Source organism: Micromonospora carbonacea (assembly GCF_014205165.1).
In the GTDB taxonomy this organism is placed as follows: Bacteria; Actinomycetota; Actinomycetes; order Mycobacteriales; family Micromonosporaceae; genus Micromonospora; species Micromonospora carbonacea.
In genome coordinates this window covers 3,626,221-3,642,546 of record NZ_JACHMZ010000001.1, presented here as the reverse complement: position 1 = coordinate 3,642,546, position 16,326 = coordinate 3,626,221, and the positions used below count along the sequence as shown (strand labels likewise).

The following is a 16,326-nucleotide window of genomic DNA, read 5'->3' as shown; positions in this document are numbered from 1 at the left end:
ACGATCTTCCTAGCAGATCGCGAGGCTCCGTGGGGCGTCGTCCACAGTGGGGCGCGCTGTCCACAGGCCGGCGGCGCGGGGTGGCGGGCGCGGGGCGGAGTGGGCCACGGTCGGCTGCGTGAACGCTGAGCTGAACGAGCTGTTGCGTCGGCACGATGGGCTGCTGACCTGGGACCTCGCCGTCCAGGTGGTTCCGGAGTGGACCCTGCGGCGGGAACGTGGGGCGGGGAGGCTGCTGCGGGTGCTGCCCGGTGTGTACGTCGATTCGCGGCTGACGCGCCCGGCTGTCGCACCCGCGCCCGGCGCGCCGCCGGGCCGTGCCGGGCTCGCCGTGCCCCCGCCCGGCTCGGCCGGGCTCGCCGTGCTCCCGCCGGAGCTGCGGCACCGCGCCGCCGTGGCGTACGCGCAGGGGCGGGGCGCGCTCGGCGGACCCACCGCCCTGCACGTTTGGGGCGTGCGCCGGCAACCCGACGACGAGCCCGTGCACCTCGACGTGCCGGCCCGGTCGGGGCTCCGTTCCCGGCCGCCGCACCTGGTGCTGCACCACCGGCAGGGCTTCCGCCCCGAGCCGCCGCAGGCGGTGACCCGCCGGGGCCTGCCCGTCGTCCGGCTGGACCGGGCACTGGTCGACGCCTGGCCGCTGCTGCCGGCCGTGGACCGCCCCGCCCCGCTGATCCGCGCCGTCAACGGCGGTTTGACCACCCCGGCGCGCGTCGGGGAGGCGCTGGCGGAGGTGCCCCGGCTGGCGCGCCGCGCCGAGCTGCGCGTGCTGCTGGACCGGCTGTCCGCCGGCTGCCGCAGCCACCTCGAAGTATGGGGACACGACCACGTCTTCACTGGGGCGCAGATGCCCCGGCTGCGCCGGCAGTTCCGGGTACGGATCGAGGGGCGCACCATGTACCTCGACGTCTACGCCGAGCGGGAACGGGTCGACTTCGAGCTGGACGGGGCGACCGCGCACGGTGACCCCCGGCAGCGGGAGATCGACCTGCGCCGCGACGCGTTGCTGGCGACCCGGGGCATCCTCGTGGTGCGCTTCGCCCACCGCAGGCTGGTGCGTGAGCCGGACCGGGTACGCGCCGAGGTGCTGGCCATCCTCGCCAGCCGCCGGGCGGAATGACGGGCCGGCGGAGGCGTTGCCGGTCGGACCGGCCGCGCGCAGAAGCCCGGCCACGCGCAGAAGGAGGCGGGGAGGTCGGTGGTCAGTCGCGCAGGGTCCGCAGGATGCGGGCCAGGTGGGCCCGGTCGGTCGGGTCGAGCCCGCCGAAGAGGCGCTCGGCCTCGGTGTGCCGGGCGGCGTGGATCGCCGCGCCGACGCGTACCCCCTCGTCGGTGAGGGTGACCAGGACGGCCCGCCGGTCGGCCGGGTCGGGGCGACGGGCGACCAGGCCGCGCTCCTGGAGGCCGTCGACGACCTCGGTGGCGGAGCGCGGCGCGATGCGCAGGCGCTCGGCGAGCGCGCTGAGCCGCAGCGCGCCGTGCCGGGTGAGGATGCCCAGCGCCCGCGCCTGCCCGGGGTTGACCTCCCACGGTTCGAGGGTCTGCCGGGACAGCTGGCGCAGCCGGCGGGCGACGGCCCAGAAGCTCTCGGCCAGGCCCTCCTCGTCGGGGCTCGCCGCGGAGGCGGGGCTCACCGGGATGTCGGCGCTCACCGGAATACGGTAGCAGAGAATGCTGTTGCTACCTCATGATGAGGTAACCTCAGCATTATCGTCTCCGACCGAAGGGCGGTCCCTTGGACGCACCCACCACCCACCGCGAGGGCCGGGGCGGCCCCCGCGCCGTCAGCCCCGCCGAGAAGGCCCAGGCCCGCCAGGTCCCGCTGCGCCGGGTCGGCCGGCTCTTCGCCCCCTACCGCTGGCAGCTCGCCACCGTCACCGCGATCATCGTGGTCTCCTCGATCGTCGCCATGGCCTCGCCGTTCCTGCTGCGCGCCGTGATCGACCGGGCCCTGCCCGAGCGCGACCTGACGTTGCTGGCCCGGCTGGTCCTCGGCATGGTCGCCGTCGCCGTCGTCACCGCCGCCCTCGGCGTGGTCCAGACGTGGCTCTCCACCCGCGTCGGCCAGCAGGTCATGCACCGGCTGCGCACCGACGTCTTCGCCCACCTGCACCGGCAGTCCATCGCGTTCTTCACCCGCACCCGCACCGGCGAGGTGCAGTCGCGGATCACCAACGACATCGGCGGCATGCAGACGGTGGTCACCTCCACCGCCACCTCGATCGCGTCGAACCTCACCACGGTCGTCGCCACCGCCGTGGCCATGGTGGCGCTGTCCTGGCGGCTGTCGCTGATCTCCCTGGTCGTGCTGCCGCCGTCGATCTGGCTCACCCGCCGGGTCGCCCGGATGCGGCGGGAGATCACCGCCCAGCGGCAGCGCGAGCTGGCCGACCTCAACGTCACCATCGAGGAGGGGCTGTCGATCAGCGGCGTGCAGCTCAGCAAGACCCTCGGCGCGGGCGGCGCGCTCGTCGACCGGTTCGCTGCCTCCTCGGCCCGCCTCGTCGACCTGGAACTGCGCTCCGACCTCGCCGGCCGCTGGCGGATGGCCTCGATGAGCGTCATCTTCGCCGCCATCCCCGCGTTCATCTACCTCGGCGCGGGCCTGCCCGGGGCCGCCGGCACGCTCAGCATCGGCACGCTGGTCGCGTTCACCGCCCTCCAGGGCGGGCTGTTCCGGCCGCTGATGGGCCTGCTCGACGTGGGCGTCTCGGTCACCGCGTCGATGGCGCTGTTCGCCCGGATCTTCGAGTATCTCGACCTGCCCGTCGAGGTCGACGACCCCGCCGATCCGGTCGACGTCGACCCGCGCCGGGTGCGCGGCCACGTGCGGTTCGAGGACGTCACCTTCACCTACCCGGGCAGCGACACCGCCGCCCTCGCCGGGGTCACCCTCGACGTGCCGGCCGGCACCGGCCTCGCCGTGGTCGGGCACACCGGCTCCGGCAAGAGCACCCTCGCCGCCCTGGTCAGCCGCCTGCACGACCCGACCGCCGGCCGGGTCACCATCGACGGCGTCGACCTGCGCGAGATGCGGCTGACCGACCTGGCGGCCGTCGTGGGCGTGGTCAGCCAGGAGACCTACCTGCTGCACACCACCGTGCGCGAAAACCTGCGGTACGCCCGACCCGACGCCACCGACGCCGAGATCGAGGACGCGGCCCGCGCCGCGCAGATCCACGATCTCATCGCCGTCCTCCCCGACGGGTACGACACCATGGTCGGCTCGCGCGGGCACCGGTTCTCCGGCGGGGAGAAGCAGCGCCTCGCCATCGCCCGCACCCTGCTGCGCGACCCCCGGGTGCTGATCCTCGACGAGGCCACCAGCGCGCTGGACACCGAGACGGAGCGCGCGGTGCAGCGGGCGTTCGACGAGCTGGCCCGGGGACGCACCACGATCACGATCGCCCACCGGCTGTCCACCGTGCGCGACGCCGACCAGATCGCCGTGCTCGACCACGGCCGCATCGTCGAGTCCGGCACCCACACCACCCTGCTCGACCACGCGGGCCGCTACGCCGCTCTCGCCACCTGATCCCGCCCGGGATCGGAAAGTCGACAGTTGCGGCGGCGGGCTCCGCCGTCGTGGCGGGGGCCTCGATCGCCGCCTACCATCGAGCGACCGGTTTCACTGTGCGTCGTGCGGCACGACGGGGTGCTCCTTTCCGGCGGGGCGGCGGGACCGACGATCGCGCGGATTCTTCGGCGGGTTCGAGACGGGGGAGAATGGCCGACGAGAGGGTGCCCGAGCAGGGCAGGCGGGCGTACGCCGAGTTCCACCGGCTGGTGGAGCTGATCGAGTCGATGGTGCTGCGGCCCGCGCGGCGCGGCTGGCGGCTTCCGCTGCTGTGCCTGGTCTCCCGGCCCGGCACGCCGTCGCCGCTGGCCATGCTGGCGCACGTGTTCGCCGGCGAGGAGCGGCGGGTGCCGCACGTCCGCCTCGACGCCACCGGCCGGGACGTGCGCGCGCTGCTGCACGAGGCGTACACGGGGCTCGTCGCCGGGAACTTCGGCGGCGCGGACCGGCTGGCGTTCCGCCACTACGCGCTGGCCGACGGGCTCATGCAGGTGGACCTGACCGGCGTGGCGACGAACCGGCGACGCCGGGAGCTGACCCGGCAACTGCGTGAGCGGATCTCGCAGCGGGCGGCCTCGGGCGGGCAGCAGGCCCCGCCGGACCCGGGCGGCTGGCTCGGGGTGCTGCTGTGGTTCGTCCTGCGCGTGCTGCCCGGCGTGACGTTCTGGCTGCTGACCAACGGGTGGCTGCTCGGGGCGGGGCGTCGGTTCCGCTGGTTCCTGCGCCAGCAGTACCTCGCCCCCGAGCTGGCGGCCGGCGACTTCGTCGCCTTCGCCAGCCGGCTCACCGTCCCGTCCCGGGAGACCGAGGACCAGGAGCAGATCGACCTGCTGCTGGTGCACGCGTTCCTCCAGGACCTGCGCGTGGAACACCGTCGCCGGCCGTGGCGGCTCCGGCCGTGGCGGCGCACCGCCTGCCCGGTCCTCCTGCTCGACGGCCTCGCGCCGGGCAACGGCGGGTACGCCCTGGTCAGGCTCATCAACGCGGTGCGCGACGAGACGGGCCGCTCGGATCCCCTGCTGGTCATCTCGAACGGCCACGACGTGCCGCCGGACGGGCTGTCGCCCACCGACCCGGCCGTCGCCGGCCAGCTCGTGCCGCTCGACGGGGTGGAGGGGGCGTACCGGGCGTGGCGCAGCGGCCTGCCCCGGGCCCGGCGGGCGCGGGAGGACAACGCCTGGTACCTCCAGGTGGAGGTCCCTGCGGCCGACCTCACTCCGTTCCGCAACCGGCTGTCGCGGATCGTGCCGCCCCGCCCGCCGTGGCTGGCCCGGCCGGTCGCCCTCGTGGCGCTGGTCGCGGTCGTGCTGACCACGTTCGGCGTGTGGCAGATCCCCGGGCAGGCGCAGCGGTGGCGGGCGGACTGCGAGTGGCCGCCGTCGGCCCGGGGCGGAGGGCTGGTGCACACGGCGGTCCGCGACGGCCAGTGCATCGGCTACAGCGACCACGGGCGGCAGCTGTTCAGCCGCGACGAGTCCCTGCTCGCCGTGCAGCGGCAGATCTTCGACCAGAACCGGGAGGTGGAGGCGGCGTGGGCCGTCCGCCGGGACCGGCCCCGGGTCACCCTGGTCTACTTCGGGTCGCTGACCAAGCCCGACGCGCTGCCCGGTGAGGAGACCTTCGCCGGGGAGCGGGAGGAGTTGCAGGGCATGGCGGCGGCGCAGCGCCGCGCGTACCTGGAGGCCAACGACGACCGGGCCAACCCGTACCTGCGGATCGTGGTCGCCAACGCGGGCCAGGAGATGCGGTACGCCGGCGACGTGGTGCGGATGCTCGCCGACCTGGCCCGCGACGAGCCGACGGTGCTCGGCGTGGTCGGGCTGGTGGAGAGCCGCAAGGCGGTGCAGGACGCGATCAAGGCGCTGGGCGACCTGAACCTGCCTGTCCTCGCGCCGACGCTGTCGGCCGACCGGATCGCCGACGCCTCCAGCCGCTACCTCCAGATCTCCGCGCCGAACATCGACGAGGCCACCCTCGTGCACGACCACGTCACCGAGGTGCTGAAGAAGAAGCGGATCTTCAACTTCTACACGTACGGCAACGTCGACCCGGACGTGGGCGCGCGCGAAGACCTGTACGTCAACACGCTGCGCGACGGGCTGCGGTCCCGCTTCGGCGGCGACGCCTACCAGGAGACGTACTGGCGGCAGGGGGTCGACCTCACCCCGGTCTGCGCCGACCGCTTCGGCGACGGCGTGGTCTTCTTCGGCGGGCGCTACACCGAGTTCGGCGCGTTCGCCGCCCGGCTGGCCGAGAACTGCAGCGGCCGGGTGCCGCTGCTCATCGGCGACGACTCCGTCAACCGCTACCTGGCGAACACCGCCGCCCGCCGGCCCGCGCCGGACAACCTGCCCTTGGCGTACGTGGTCAAGGGCGAACTGGCCTACTGCCACCGGATCCTCGGGGCGACCGACATCGAGCGCAAGCTCTTCCTCACCGACGTGCGGACGGTGCTGTCGCTGTGCCAGTCCAACTCGCACATCGGGGAGCGGGTCGGGCTGGCCTACGACGCGACCCGGCTGCACCTGCGGGCGGTGCGCACCATCGCCGGCAACCTCTCCGCCCCCGCCGGCCGCGAGTGGAACCCCCGGGAGGTCACCCCCACGACGGTGTACGTCGCCATCCGCGACGTCGCCGACCCCGCCTACCAGGGGGTGACCGGGCTGATTCGGTTCGACGCCAACGGCATCGCCGTCGGCAAGCGGCTCACGCTGCTCTGCGTGCCCGACATCCGCAAGGCGTTCGACTCGCCGTCGGACGTGCCGAGGGAGATCGACCGGCACCCGATCGACCCGGCGGAGAACAAGCTGTACGGCACCCCGCCCCCCGACCGCCGGGCGTGCACCACGCAGGGCTGAACGGCGGCTACCGCCGCTCCCACTGCTCCTTGGTGATCTCGTACCGTACGCCGCCGTGCTCGGCGCCCTCGATCATCGCCATGTCGTCGGGGACGGGGGCGGTCTCCGTGAGCGTCATGCCGAGCTTCTCCATGATGTTGCGCGAGGCGCGGTTCACGGTCATCGTCTCCGCCCAGACCGTGCGCACACCGAGCTCCGTGAACGCCTTGCCCAGCAGGGCCCGGGAGCCCTCGGTGGCATAGCCTTTGCCCCAGGCCGCCCGCCGCAGGCGGTAGCCGAGCTCGACCTCGTCCAGCGGGCCCTGCGGCTCGGGACGCAGGATGAACCAGCCGACGAACGCGCCACCGGCCTTCTCGTGCGCGGCGAACAGCCCGAGGTTGCCGCCCCACTTCGCGTAGCCGGCGAGGATGTTCGGCAGGTGGCGCTCGCGGACGATCTCCGGCGGGGTCGGCTCGCCGCCGCTCAGGTAGCGCATCACCTGCGGGTCGCTGTCCAGCTCGATCAGCAGGTCCGCGTCGTCGGCGGTGAAGTGGCGCAGCGCCAGCCGCTCGGTGTCCAGATAGGTGTCCACGCGCTGATCGTGCCCGAGGCGCGGCGGGCAGCCCAACGGGTTTTCCCGACGCCGCCCCCTCACCTCCGCCGCCCGGAGACCCGACCGACTCCCGAGGGGGTCGACGCGGACCGCTGCGCGGGTCGTGACGGCGGGCGACGCGGGACGGCCGCCGTCGCCGGGGCCGCAGGCCGGAGCCCGGCGAGCTGGACGTAGATCTCGCGCCTGGCGGTGGCCAGGCCGCGCTGGTCGAGGACGTAGCCGGCGAGCCAGATCCAGCCGTGGTAGGTCGGCAGTTCGGGCACCGACACGACGCGGAACGTGACGGCCCGGTCCCCGGCGAACTGCACCGAGGCGTGGCCGTCAACGGTCAGCAGGTCACCGGGGGTCGGGCGCACCGCTACCAGCGACCCCGGTTGGGCCGGGCGTCGTCCGGCGGGACGCACTCCCGGGCGTGCATGACCTGCCAGTCGCGCAGCGCCCGTTTCAGCCGGTCGTTCTCCTGGGTCAGCAGCCGCACGTCCTCGTGCAACCCGGCCAGCTCGTCGGCCAGCCGGGCCTGGAACTCGCGCACCTGGTCGGCGTCGACGCCCCGCCGACGCGGGTCGAACGCCCAGGTACGCACCTCGTGCGGGGTCAGCCGGTCGGGCCGGCCCGTGCCGTAGAGCCGGCCGCCTCGATACACGTGGGCCACGACGATCCTTTCCGGGGCAGACGGGAGCGTGCGGTGGGTCGGGGCGGGCAGGGCAGACCCGCCCCGACCGGGGGATGAGCCGACCCCGTTGCCACGCGAGGAGGAGCTCCCGACAAACATAGCTAGGGAACACAGGGAAGTCAAAGCACGTTGTTCAGGCATTCGAGGTGTGATCGAATTCGGGGTGCCACGCGAGGAGCGACATGCCCGAATCAGCCGAATACCTCCGCATCGCCGACGACGTCATCGCTGATGTCAGGTCGGGGAAGCTGAAGCCTGGCGACCGCCTGCCGTCGGTCGCCGAGACCCGTGTGAGCTACGGAGCCAGCTACGGGACCGTGCAGCTGGCCTACGTCCGGCTTGAGGCGCTGCGCGTCATCCGTCGCCACCAGGGCAAGGGCGTCTTCGTCACCGACCCGAAGACCTGGATGCGGGAGCCCTGATCGCGACACGGGGTAGCGGTTCATCAACGGATCGTGTAAACCGTCTAGTGCGATGCGATGCTGGGACCTGCACGGCGGAGGGAGGCGCAAGTTGATCGACAAGCTTCAGGACGCGCTTCTCACGCCGGCTGACACCGCCCGCTACCTGGGCATACCCCGTAGCACCATGCACTCGTGGCTGGCAGAAAAGGCAGCCGGAGCGCCATTGGTGCACACGGTTCCGCCCGCCAAGCGCGGATGGCCGTCGGTGCCGTTCGTTGCCGTGATCGAGGCGTACGTCCTGCGGTCCCTCCGGGAGTTGAAGCTCGGGAAGGACAAGATCAGGGACGCGGCAGCCGAGATTCGCAATGTCTTCGGCAACCCCTACGGCCTGGCGGACCGAAGGATCGCCACGGATGGCATCGACGTGTTCATTCACTACATGGACACCGACGAGCTTGCGCGTGCCGGCGACCGGCAGATGCCCATCCGCGAAGTGATCTCCGACTACCTGAACTACATCGTCTGGGAACCCTCCGACGCATATCCCGCCCGGCTGCGGTTGCGTCAGTATCCCGACACCGCCCAGGTGGTCATCGATCCTCGGTTCGGCTGGGGCGCCCCTGTCGTCGCACGCACCAAGGTCCCAGTCGAGGCGGTTGTGGGGATGTGGCGTGCTGGTGAGTCGTCCGAAACTGTTGCTGACGAGTACGGGCTGACCGTTGACGAGGTCGAAGCCGTCGTTCGCGTCGCCGCCTGAATTCTTTGTCGATCGTTGCCTGGGCAAGGGCACGCCTCGGACGTTGATCGAGGCGGGCTGGACCCTGCACATGGTCAGCGATGTCTTTCCTGCTGATGGCCAGTTCACCGGTGACGACGAGTGGATCGAGTATGGCCTGAAGCGGGGCTGGACGATGCTGACTCAGGACAAGCGCATCCGCAACCAACTTCCGGTCCTCAATCGTCTGGTCGCCTCGGGCCTTACCATCCACTGCCTGAGCAGCGCCGAGTTGACACCAGCGAAGCGCGCCGAGCGCTTTGAGCGTCACCGCGACAGGATCTGGCGATACGGTGCGGAAGGTCCACCCGGGTTCTACGTCGTCTACGAGGACTCCGTAGTCAGACGTTGGCCGTAGGTGTCGAACCGTCGACCAAGTTGGACCTTATGTGTCCACCTGTTCACCCTGCAAAGCGGAAGCGACGTCTCTGCGGGCGATTGTGGCCCGGCTGGTGGCGAACCAGCGATGAGGAAATGACGGATATCTGATGCCACAGCCGGATCGGTGTCCACTGCGTAGCCGATACCCTGACCTGAGCGCTCCGCTGATCGCGCCACGTGGCCGCAGGCGTACCCCGACGGAGGATCGCGTGGCTGAATCGGCACCGAGCTGGGCGCGATCAGCCCCGGCCTGCCCGCCCGGCTGGCGGTGCGGCCGTTCCACCTCGACTATCCCATCCTGGCCGACCGGCGATTGCTGCCCCGCCCGAGGGAGGCCGAGGCGCCGTCCGTGCTGTGGGAGAAGATCCTACTCCGTCGGTCGGGCACGAGATATCTAAAATGACCCCGGCATCTCGTGCCGTTGACCTGACCTTCGCTTCTCGGAAACGACGGAGAGAGTTCCCTTGATCAGCTCAGTCACGATCTGCAGCAGTTCGAAGTTCTACGACACCGCGCGGCGGGCCGAGGAGATTCTTCGAAAGGCCGGCCTGACCGTCTACACCCCCCGCTACGACTACAGCGAGGAGCAAGTGAGCGTCGGCGAGTCGGACAAGATCCGCCTCACCCGGGAGTTCCTCGACAAGGTCGCCAGATCCGACGCGGTGTTCGTCATCGCCAACGGCGGATACGCGGGGGTGAGCGTCTGCATCGAAGTGGGCTACGCCGTGGGCCAGGGTAAGGCCGTCGTGTTCTCCGAAGAGCCGGCCGAGTTCGCCCTGCGCGCGTTGGCCGACGCGGTGGTGCCGGTCGACGAGATCGGTGACGCGGTGCGGCGGATCGACCGGGACGCGCACCACTCTGGCGGCCCCGCGTGATCGTGGCCGCGCCCGGCTCGTCGAGCCGCCTGCACGGCCCGGCCGCCGAGCTGACCGGCGGGCTCTTTCCCGGGCTGGCAGTCGGCCACCCGCGCTCCCTGTGGCACCGCGCCGCAGGCGACACCCCGGTCCTGTGCCGGGGGTTCGACATTCCGCGGCTGGTGTCGACCGGCGTGGTCGACATCGGGATCACCGGCTACGACACGTGCGTCGAATGGTCGCTCGCCAGCGGCGTCGGGCTCGTGCTGCGCGCGTTGCTCGCCGCGCGGACGTCGTTCGTCACCTACTGCAGGTCACCGGCCGGGACGTGCGGACCATCTACACCGAACATCCGGCGCTCACCCGGGCGTGGCTCGCGGCGCGGGCCGATGCGGGGCAGGCGCGCGTCGTTCCACTGCGCGGCTCCACCGAAGGAGTGATCCGGGCGGACCCGCACGGGGGCGGCGTGCTGCTGGTGACCTGGTGAGCGACACCAGGACAGGCGCGACTGCGTCCTCCCGACGCTGTTTCGGACGATGGGCGGGGGCAGCGGGGCACGACCACGGGACCGGTCGCGCCCCGCCGCACGTCACCGAACAAGCTGGATGCTGAGGTGTGGGGACGTCCTCAGGTGTTCGGCGGCCTCGATCCTGGTGGTGAGACCGCTACGCCTCGGCAGGCCGCTCGCTTGACCGGGGCTGCGCATACTGGAGGTAGCGATTCGCCTACGGGCCGCTAGCCGGTTCCGTGGTCGCCCGACGGACGGAGGCCGACGTGCGTTGGCTCATCATTCTCATCATCGTGTTGGCAGTTGCGGCAGCCGTCTGGCTGTGGCGTCGCTCCCGGCGGGCATCGATCGACGCCTCCGGCCAACTGCTCGATCAGCAGGCGTCGACCGAGGCCCGGAGGAGGCTTGACGAGCACCGCAACCGAAGCGACGGCAGCGGCACCGGCAGCGGTGGGGTCGGTGGCTGGAGCCTGTGAGCCGAGGCGGCGGTCGCTCTGACCATCCTGCACACATCGACAGGATGGTCAGAGCGACCGGGCCGGCATCGTCGCCGGCCCTGCCGCCGGTGGGTCACCGGGCGCGGGCGAACTCGGCGACGGCGGCGGTGGCGTCGAAGCCCGGGGTGAGGATCTTCGCCTCCTTGAACAGCTTGACGGCGTTGTCCAGGGCGGCCATGTCGACATACCCGCTGTAGGCCAGCTCGGGGATCGCGGCGAGGTCCTCGGCGGGCTTCTTGCAGTACTTGGCGTAGATGGCGAACTTGTCGGTGTTGCTGGCGGGCTGCTTGGCCGCGTCGGCGGCCTCCTGCATGGCGGCGACGAACCGTTCGGCGGAGCCCTGGTTCTGCTTCAGCCAGGAGGAGGTCACCGCGTAGAGGGCGTTGGGGGTGGCGCCGACCCCCTCCCAGGTCGGGTTGCCGATGGCCCGGCCCTTTCCGCTCGCGGTGATCTTCTGTACGTCGGCGGCGGTGACGGCGCCGGCGTCGACCTTGCCGTTCTCCACGGCCGGCTCGATGTCCGCGAAGCCGAGGGCGACGAACTTGGCGGTGGACTTCTGCCCGGTGGCCTTCTCGATCCACCTGTTGACCAGGGTGACGATGGTGCCGCCGAGGTCGTTGACGGCGATGGTCCGCCCTTGGAGGTCGGCGGGCCCGTTGATGCCGGAGCTGTTGTTGACGATGATGCCCTGGCTGTCCTTGGTGGTCTCCCCGCTGTCCGAGATGATCTTCAGGTCGACGCCCTTGTCGATCGCGGTCAGCAGGCCCTGCGGGCTGACGAAGGCGATGTCGGCAGCCCCGCCCTGCACCGCCGCGATTCCGGCGGAGCCGGACTGCACGCTGACGAGTTCGATGTCGAGCCCGTTCTTCTCGAAGATTCCCTTGTCGAGGGCGTAGAGGGACAGTTCGTTGCAGAGGGACAGGCTGGTCATCCGGATGCTGGCCTTCCCGGAGTCGTCGGAGCCCTCCGCCCCGTCCGAGGAGCAGGCCGTCACGGCCGCGATCAGCAGGAGGCCGCTCAGGGCCGCCGCCGTCTTCTTCGCAAGAAGCATCTCTTCCTCTTCCTTGACGCATTCATGAATGCCGCTAGATGGTGAATTAAGGGATATGTCCCGTCGTGAGGTCGGCAGCACCTCACCGTGATGGCGGTGCGACTGTCGGTGGTGGAAGGGGTGTGGCCCGAGCTGCGACAGGTCAGTCGGCGGCGTCGGCCGGGCGCATCACCAGGCGAAAGATCTCGCTGCGGAGTTGGGCGAACCGGGGTTCGAGCTTGGTGGTCACCTGGTCCCGGGGGCGGGGCAGGTCGATGGGCAGGTCGCGGACGAGCCGCCCCGGGTTGGCCTGGAGCACGAGCACCCGGTCGGCGAGGTAGACGGCCTCGTCGATGTCGTGGGTGACGAAGACGACTGTCATCTGGTATTCGTGCCGGACCTTGAGGACCAGGTCCTCCAGGTCCGCGCGGGTCTGGGCGTCGACGGCGGCGAAGGGCTCGTCCATCAACATCACCTCGGGACGCAGGACCAGGGCGCGGGCGATCGCGACCCGCTGCTGCATCCCGCCGGACATCTGCCAGGGGTAGAGATTGTCGGCCCCGTGCAGGCCCACCGCGGCAAGGGCCTCGGCAACCCGTGCCGCGATCTCGGCCCTGGGCAGCCGTGCCGCCTTGCCCGCGATGGCGAGGTTGCGGCGGACCGTCATCCAGGGGAAGAGGGACCGGCCGTAGTCCTGGAAGACGACGCTCAGGCCGGCCGGGGGCCCGGTCACCACCTTGTCGCCCAGGCGGACCTGCCCGGCGGTCGGGGTGAGCAGCCCGGACATCATCATCAGCATGGTCGACTTGCCGCAGCCCGAGGGCCCGACCACGCAGACGAACTCGTCCCGGCCGATGGTCAGGGAGGTCTCGGCGAGCGCGAGACGCGGGGCGGCCTTCGCGGCGGGGTAGCTCTTGGTGACGTTGTCGATGGTCAGGGTCATGATGGTCCTCCCGTCGGGCCGGGCTTCACAGGGCGCCCAGGCCGGTGCGGCGCTGCCAGCGCAGTGTCCGGCGTTCGAGCAGGGCGGTGGCGAGGTTGAGTACGAGGCCGATGACCGCGATCAGCAGGAAGGCCGACCACATCTGGAGATAGCTGAAGGTCTCCTGGAACCGCATCACCTCGTAGCCGACACCGGCGGTCGTGGCGTAGAACTCGGAGACGATCACCATGATGAGACCGACGCCGATGCTGACCCGCACGCCGGCCATGATCTGAGGAGCGGCGGCGGGAAGGATGACGTGCCGATAGAGCTGCCAACGCGACAGCCGCATACTGCTGGCGCTGCGCAGCCAGGCGGCGTTCACCCCACCCACCCCGTCGGCGGTGTTGATCATTATGAGCCAGACGGTGCCGAAGAAGATCACGAAGATGTTCAGCGCCTCGGAGACCCCGAAGACCTGTAGCGCGACCGGCAGCAGCACCACCTTCGGGGTGGCGAGCCAGAACCGGATCATCGGGCTGTACATGTCCCGGATGATCGGGCTGCGGGCCACGAGGACCCCGCCGGCCACCCCCAGCACGAGGGCCAGCAGCATCGCCTGGGCCAGCCGGGACATGCTCGGCAGCACGGCGGTCCAGAACTGGTCGGACAGGAAGGCCCGGGCGGGCGGTCCCGACAGCCAGTCCTGGCGGAACTGCACCAGGATCGAGGTGAGCGGCGGAAAGAAGATCGTGGGCCGCGCCCGGGCGTAGATCTCCCAGGCCACCAGCAGGACGCCGAGCAGCCAGAGGTTCGCCAGCGGGCGCAGGGCCCCGGCCCGCGACGCCGTCGACCGCGTCGACGCCACGGCGCTAGTCAACGGACTTCCACTTCACGATGTGGTCCTCCAGCCAGGTTATGGCGGCGTAGACGAAGACCCCCACGACGCCGACGATCAGGGTTCCGGCGATGACGTAGTCCGCGCGACCCGCCCGCTGATACGCCACCAGCACCGTGCCGACCCCGTTCAACGCCCCGAGCAACTCGGTGCTGATCACCACCACCAGGGCGGCGCCCGAGGCGATCCGGACCCCGGTGAAGATCGAGGGAAGTGCGCTCGGCAGGGCGACCACCAGTTGGGTACGCAGCCAGGAGAAGCGCATCGACCGGGCCGCGTCGATCCGGGTGGGCTCGACACCGGACAGTCCGTAGATGGTGTTGATCAGGATGGGCCAGACGATGGCGTAGACCGCCACTGCCATCTTCATTCCGGTGCCCAGGCCGAGCAGCAGGATGAAGATCGGAATGAGCGCGGTCGAGGGCACCGACCGGAAGGCGTCCACCGCGACCGAGGTCGGGGCGGCGAGCCCCGGGATCGCCTTGGACAGCGCCCCGACCAGCACTCCGGCGACCGTCGCCAGCCCGAGGGCCAGCGCCCACGTCCAGAGGGTGTCCAGCAGGCCGGACCGGAACTCCGCCGAAACGAGCAGCCCCGGCAGGTTGCGTAGGACCGGGATCGGGCCGGGAAGGGAGTTCTCGGGGAGGGTGTCCGTCACCCGGATCAGTTGCCAGGCGACGAGGACCGTGGCCACCCCCAGCGCCCCGAGGGCGACGGGCCTGCCGCGTCGAGCGATGTCCATCTCTCTCCCTTCCCGGCCGGTCCGGCCTACAGGCCCCAGTCGAATCGGGGCAGCGCCGCCAGCCGGATGCTGAACCGGCCCCGGTCGTCGTCGGTGCTCCCGTCCCGGGTCTCGGACCGGGACTTCACGACGTGCCGCCCGAAGCGCGGGGCGAGTGGGCGTCCGACGTCGCGTTGGAGCCAGAGCCGCAGCAGGTGGCGGCGGCGGCCCTGCTCGGGCCAGTCGACGAAGGCGGTACGCGAGTGCAGGGCGGCATAGTTGAGCAGCCACTGGATGTCGCCGGGCTGGAAGTCCATGTCCAGCGCGACCCCCGGTTCCCGGGCGATGTCGTCGAGCAGGTGCAGCAGCTCGACCTGTTCCTCGGTCAGCCGGGGCACCTCCGGGTAGTCCTGCGCCGAGAATATGATCTTGCTGCCGGCGTAGATGCTGAAGATCCCCTCGACGTAGCTGACGATCGGGGAGGTGTAGTAGGGGGCCGGCGCGTCGTGGTCCTGCTTGTGCCAGTCGAAATACCACGGCTGAAGGAGCAGCGGGGCCAGCTCCGGCCGGCGGGCCAGCACCTCGTTGAAGAGGGTGGCGCCGCTGACCAGGCTGCTCGCTCCGCCCGCGCGGGCGGAGCGGAGGCAGAGCAGGGCCACCACGTCCGAGCTGTCCGAGTGGAAGTCGAGCTTGTCGCGGATCTTCGAGCCCAGGGCGGTGGGGTCGGCCCTGGACTTGTCCGAGGTCGCCAGGATGTGGTCGATCAGGTCGCCGAGTTCGTTCTGCCGCATGGGGCTGCCCAGATGGAGCCCGAGCAGGAAGAAGATCGCCGCCGACACGGCGTCGCTGTAGTGCTCCACCCGCAGCCCCCGGACCAGGACGAAGCCGGGCCCCGAGTCGAGGTCGGCGGCCCACCGGGCCAGCCCGCCGGCCAGGGTCGGCAGTGGGTACTGCCCGGCGGTGACGGTGCGCAGGTCCGGATCGTCGTCGACGAACCGGCGGCCGACCCGCTCCAGTTCCGCGACCTCCGCGTCGCTGAGCTGGTACTGCCAGGCGGGGTCGTCGGCGATCTCGTCGCCGCGCCAGGCGGCGGGACCCGAGATCGGCTTGAGGATTGACATGGGAACTCCCGGAATTGACTCGTGTGCCGCTGATGAGGCCATGAGGGAATGGCGGGCGCGAATCATCGACCCCGCTGGTGCGGGCCGACACTGGATTGCGCGCCAGGGCGATTCGCCGCGGGCGGGTCAGAAGCCCCTCAGCTTCTCGCCCGACGGCGCCACCGTGGAGTGCGCAGCGTCGGGCGACCCGCACCGGTGCGGGTTTCGGGGCGGCACAGTCAAAACAGGATCATGATGCCGCCGACGGCGGCGCCGAAGCGGATTCCGTGTCGCTTCGGATTGTTGCGGGCCCGGGTGTGCACCGGAGGGACGGCAGGGGAGTTGTTTTCGGCCCTGGTCAACATCGGTTCACCTCCCGGTTGTCTCGCCTTACAAGACGACATCTTGTAATCAGCAAGCCCTAGTGTCAAGGGGTGGAAACAAACTCGTTACCGCAGGCCAGCCGGTGCCCCTGACGGCCCCGCGCGGCACGGCGGTGGGCCGAACCGCGGGAGGCGGCGACCCGTCGGTGCGTC

At 71.1% G+C, this 16,326-nt stretch carries 19 protein-coding genes; 9 read left to right on the top strand and 10 right to left on the bottom strand.

From position 1 onward, the window contains the following. Positions 1 to 118 precede the first annotated feature (118 nt). Positions 119 to 1,120: a DUF559 domain-containing protein gene (locus tag HDA31_RS15615; protein WP_178064649.1), complete on the top strand. Its 1,002-nt coding sequence runs from the start codon at positions 119 to 121 to the stop codon at positions 1,118 to 1,120. Positions 1,121 to 1,202: 82 nt separating this feature from the next. Here HDA31_RS15615 and HDA31_RS15610 read toward each other — a convergent pair whose 3' ends face one another. Then, positions 1,203 to 1,652, bottom strand: a complete 450-nt coding sequence (locus tag HDA31_RS15610) for a MarR family winged helix-turn-helix transcriptional regulator (RefSeq protein ID WP_178064650.1) — start codon at positions 1,650 to 1,652, stop codon at positions 1,203 to 1,205. 83 nt (positions 1,653 to 1,735) lie between these two features. Here HDA31_RS15610 and HDA31_RS15605 point away from each other — a divergent pair, with 83 nt between their 5' ends. Together HDA31_RS15605 and HDA31_RS15600 are read left to right on the top strand one after the other, a co-directional pair. After that, the gene (locus HDA31_RS15605) at positions 1,736 to 3,535 is read left to right on the top strand and encodes an ABC transporter ATP-binding protein (protein ID WP_178064651.1); all 1,800 of its coding nucleotides are present in this window, start codon (positions 1,736 to 1,738) and stop codon (positions 3,533 to 3,535) included. 191 nt (positions 3,536 to 3,726) lie between these two features. Beyond that, positions 3,727 to 6,435 (top strand): type 1 periplasmic-binding domain-containing protein, encoded by a 2,709-nt coding sequence (locus HDA31_RS15600; protein WP_178064652.1) that lies wholly within the window; start codon positions 3,727 to 3,729, stop codon positions 6,433 to 6,435. Between the two features lie 7 nt (positions 6,436 to 6,442). Here the strand turns inward: HDA31_RS15600 and HDA31_RS15595 are convergent, their stop codons facing one another. Genes HDA31_RS15595 through HDA31_RS15585 form a run of 3 tightly spaced genes read right to left on the bottom strand, consistent with a single transcriptional unit; the run spans position 6,443 to position 7,679 of the window. After that, a complete protein-coding gene (locus HDA31_RS15595; RefSeq protein WP_178064653.1) occupies positions 6,443 to 7,006 on the bottom strand; it encodes a GNAT family N-acetyltransferase in 564 nt (187 codons plus the stop codon). A 59-nt stretch (positions 7,007 to 7,065) separates the two neighbouring features. Then, positions 7,066 to 7,383, bottom strand: a complete 318-nt coding sequence (locus HDA31_RS15590) for a hypothetical protein (RefSeq protein WP_178064654.1) — start codon at positions 7,381 to 7,383, stop codon at positions 7,066 to 7,068. Between the two features lie 2 nt (positions 7,384 to 7,385). Next, entirely contained in the window at positions 7,386 to 7,679 is a 294-nt protein-coding gene (locus tag HDA31_RS15585; RefSeq protein WP_311774357.1) for a cell division protein DivIVA, read from the bottom strand. A gap of 203 nt (positions 7,680 to 7,882) precedes the next feature. Between HDA31_RS15585 and HDA31_RS15580 the strand changes: the two genes are divergently transcribed. The 6 genes from HDA31_RS15580 to HDA31_RS15555 all read left to right on the top strand — a co-directional run bounded on the left by HDA31_RS15580 (position 7,883) and on the right by HDA31_RS15555 (position 11,098). After that, positions 7,883 to 8,122 carry a winged helix-turn-helix domain-containing protein gene (locus HDA31_RS15580; RefSeq protein WP_178064655.1) on the top strand — a complete coding sequence of 80 codons (240 nt, stop codon included), beginning with the start codon at positions 7,883 to 7,885 and terminating at the stop codon, positions 8,120 to 8,122. 91 nt (positions 8,123 to 8,213) lie between these two features. Then, positions 8,214 to 8,861, top strand: coding sequence for a DUF433 domain-containing protein (locus HDA31_RS15575; protein WP_178064656.1), 648 nt, complete (start codon positions 8,214 to 8,216; stop codon positions 8,859 to 8,861). After that, positions 8,824 to 9,237 (top strand): PIN-like domain-containing protein, encoded by a 414-nt coding sequence (locus HDA31_RS15570; RefSeq protein WP_178064657.1) that lies wholly within the window; start codon positions 8,824 to 8,826, stop codon positions 9,235 to 9,237. Before HDA31_RS15575 ends, HDA31_RS15570 begins: the two co-directional genes overlap by 38 nt. Before the next feature lie 487 nt (positions 9,238 to 9,724). Beyond that, the gene (locus HDA31_RS15565; RefSeq protein ID WP_178064658.1) at positions 9,725 to 10,135 is read left to right on the top strand and encodes a TIR domain-containing protein; all 411 of its coding nucleotides are present in this window, start codon (positions 9,725 to 9,727) and stop codon (positions 10,133 to 10,135) included. Next, positions 10,132 to 10,554 carry a type 2 periplasmic-binding domain-containing protein gene (locus HDA31_RS15560; RefSeq protein ID WP_178064659.1) on the top strand — a complete coding sequence of 141 codons (423 nt, stop codon included), beginning with the start codon at positions 10,132 to 10,134 and terminating at the stop codon, positions 10,552 to 10,554. Before HDA31_RS15565 ends, HDA31_RS15560 begins: the two co-directional genes overlap by 4 nt. A gap of 334 nt (positions 10,555 to 10,888) precedes the next feature. Then, positions 10,889 to 11,098 carry a hypothetical protein gene (locus HDA31_RS15555; RefSeq protein ID WP_178064660.1) on the top strand — a complete coding sequence of 70 codons (210 nt, stop codon included), beginning with the start codon at positions 10,889 to 10,891 and terminating at the stop codon, positions 11,096 to 11,098. 94 nt (positions 11,099 to 11,192) lie between these two features. On the opposite strand, the gene HDA31_RS15550 is transcribed toward HDA31_RS15555, so the two are convergent. The 6 genes from HDA31_RS15550 to HDA31_RS32265 all read right to left on the bottom strand — a co-directional run bounded on the left by HDA31_RS15550 (position 11,193) and on the right by HDA31_RS32265 (position 16,155). Further along, on the bottom strand, positions 11,193 to 12,170 hold the full coding sequence (locus HDA31_RS15550; protein ID WP_178064661.1) for an ABC transporter substrate-binding protein: 978 nt from the start codon (positions 12,168 to 12,170) through the stop codon (positions 11,193 to 11,195). A 142-nt stretch (positions 12,171 to 12,312) separates the two neighbouring features. Further along, positions 12,313 to 13,092 (bottom strand): ABC transporter ATP-binding protein, encoded by a 780-nt coding sequence (locus tag HDA31_RS15545; RefSeq protein ID WP_178064662.1) that lies wholly within the window; start codon positions 13,090 to 13,092, stop codon positions 12,313 to 12,315. Between the two features lie 25 nt (positions 13,093 to 13,117). Beyond that, a complete protein-coding gene (locus HDA31_RS15540) occupies positions 13,118 to 13,939 on the bottom strand; it encodes an ABC transporter permease (RefSeq protein ID WP_074476174.1) in 822 nt (273 codons plus the stop codon). A 4-nt stretch (positions 13,940 to 13,943) separates the two neighbouring features. Then, positions 13,944 to 14,711 carry an ABC transporter permease gene (locus tag HDA31_RS15535; protein ID WP_178064663.1) on the bottom strand — a complete coding sequence of 256 codons (768 nt, stop codon included), beginning with the start codon at positions 14,709 to 14,711 and terminating at the stop codon, positions 13,944 to 13,946. A gap of 26 nt (positions 14,712 to 14,737) precedes the next feature. Continuing rightward, a complete protein-coding gene (locus tag HDA31_RS15530; RefSeq protein ID WP_178064664.1) occupies positions 14,738 to 15,811 on the bottom strand; it encodes a TauD/TfdA family dioxygenase in 1,074 nt (357 codons plus the stop codon). 218 nt (positions 15,812 to 16,029) lie between these two features. Then, the gene (locus HDA31_RS32265) at positions 16,030 to 16,155 is read right to left on the bottom strand and encodes a hypothetical protein (protein WP_256095694.1); all 126 of its coding nucleotides are present in this window, start codon (positions 16,153 to 16,155) and stop codon (positions 16,030 to 16,032) included. Between the last annotated feature and the right edge of the window lie 171 nt (positions 16,156 to 16,326).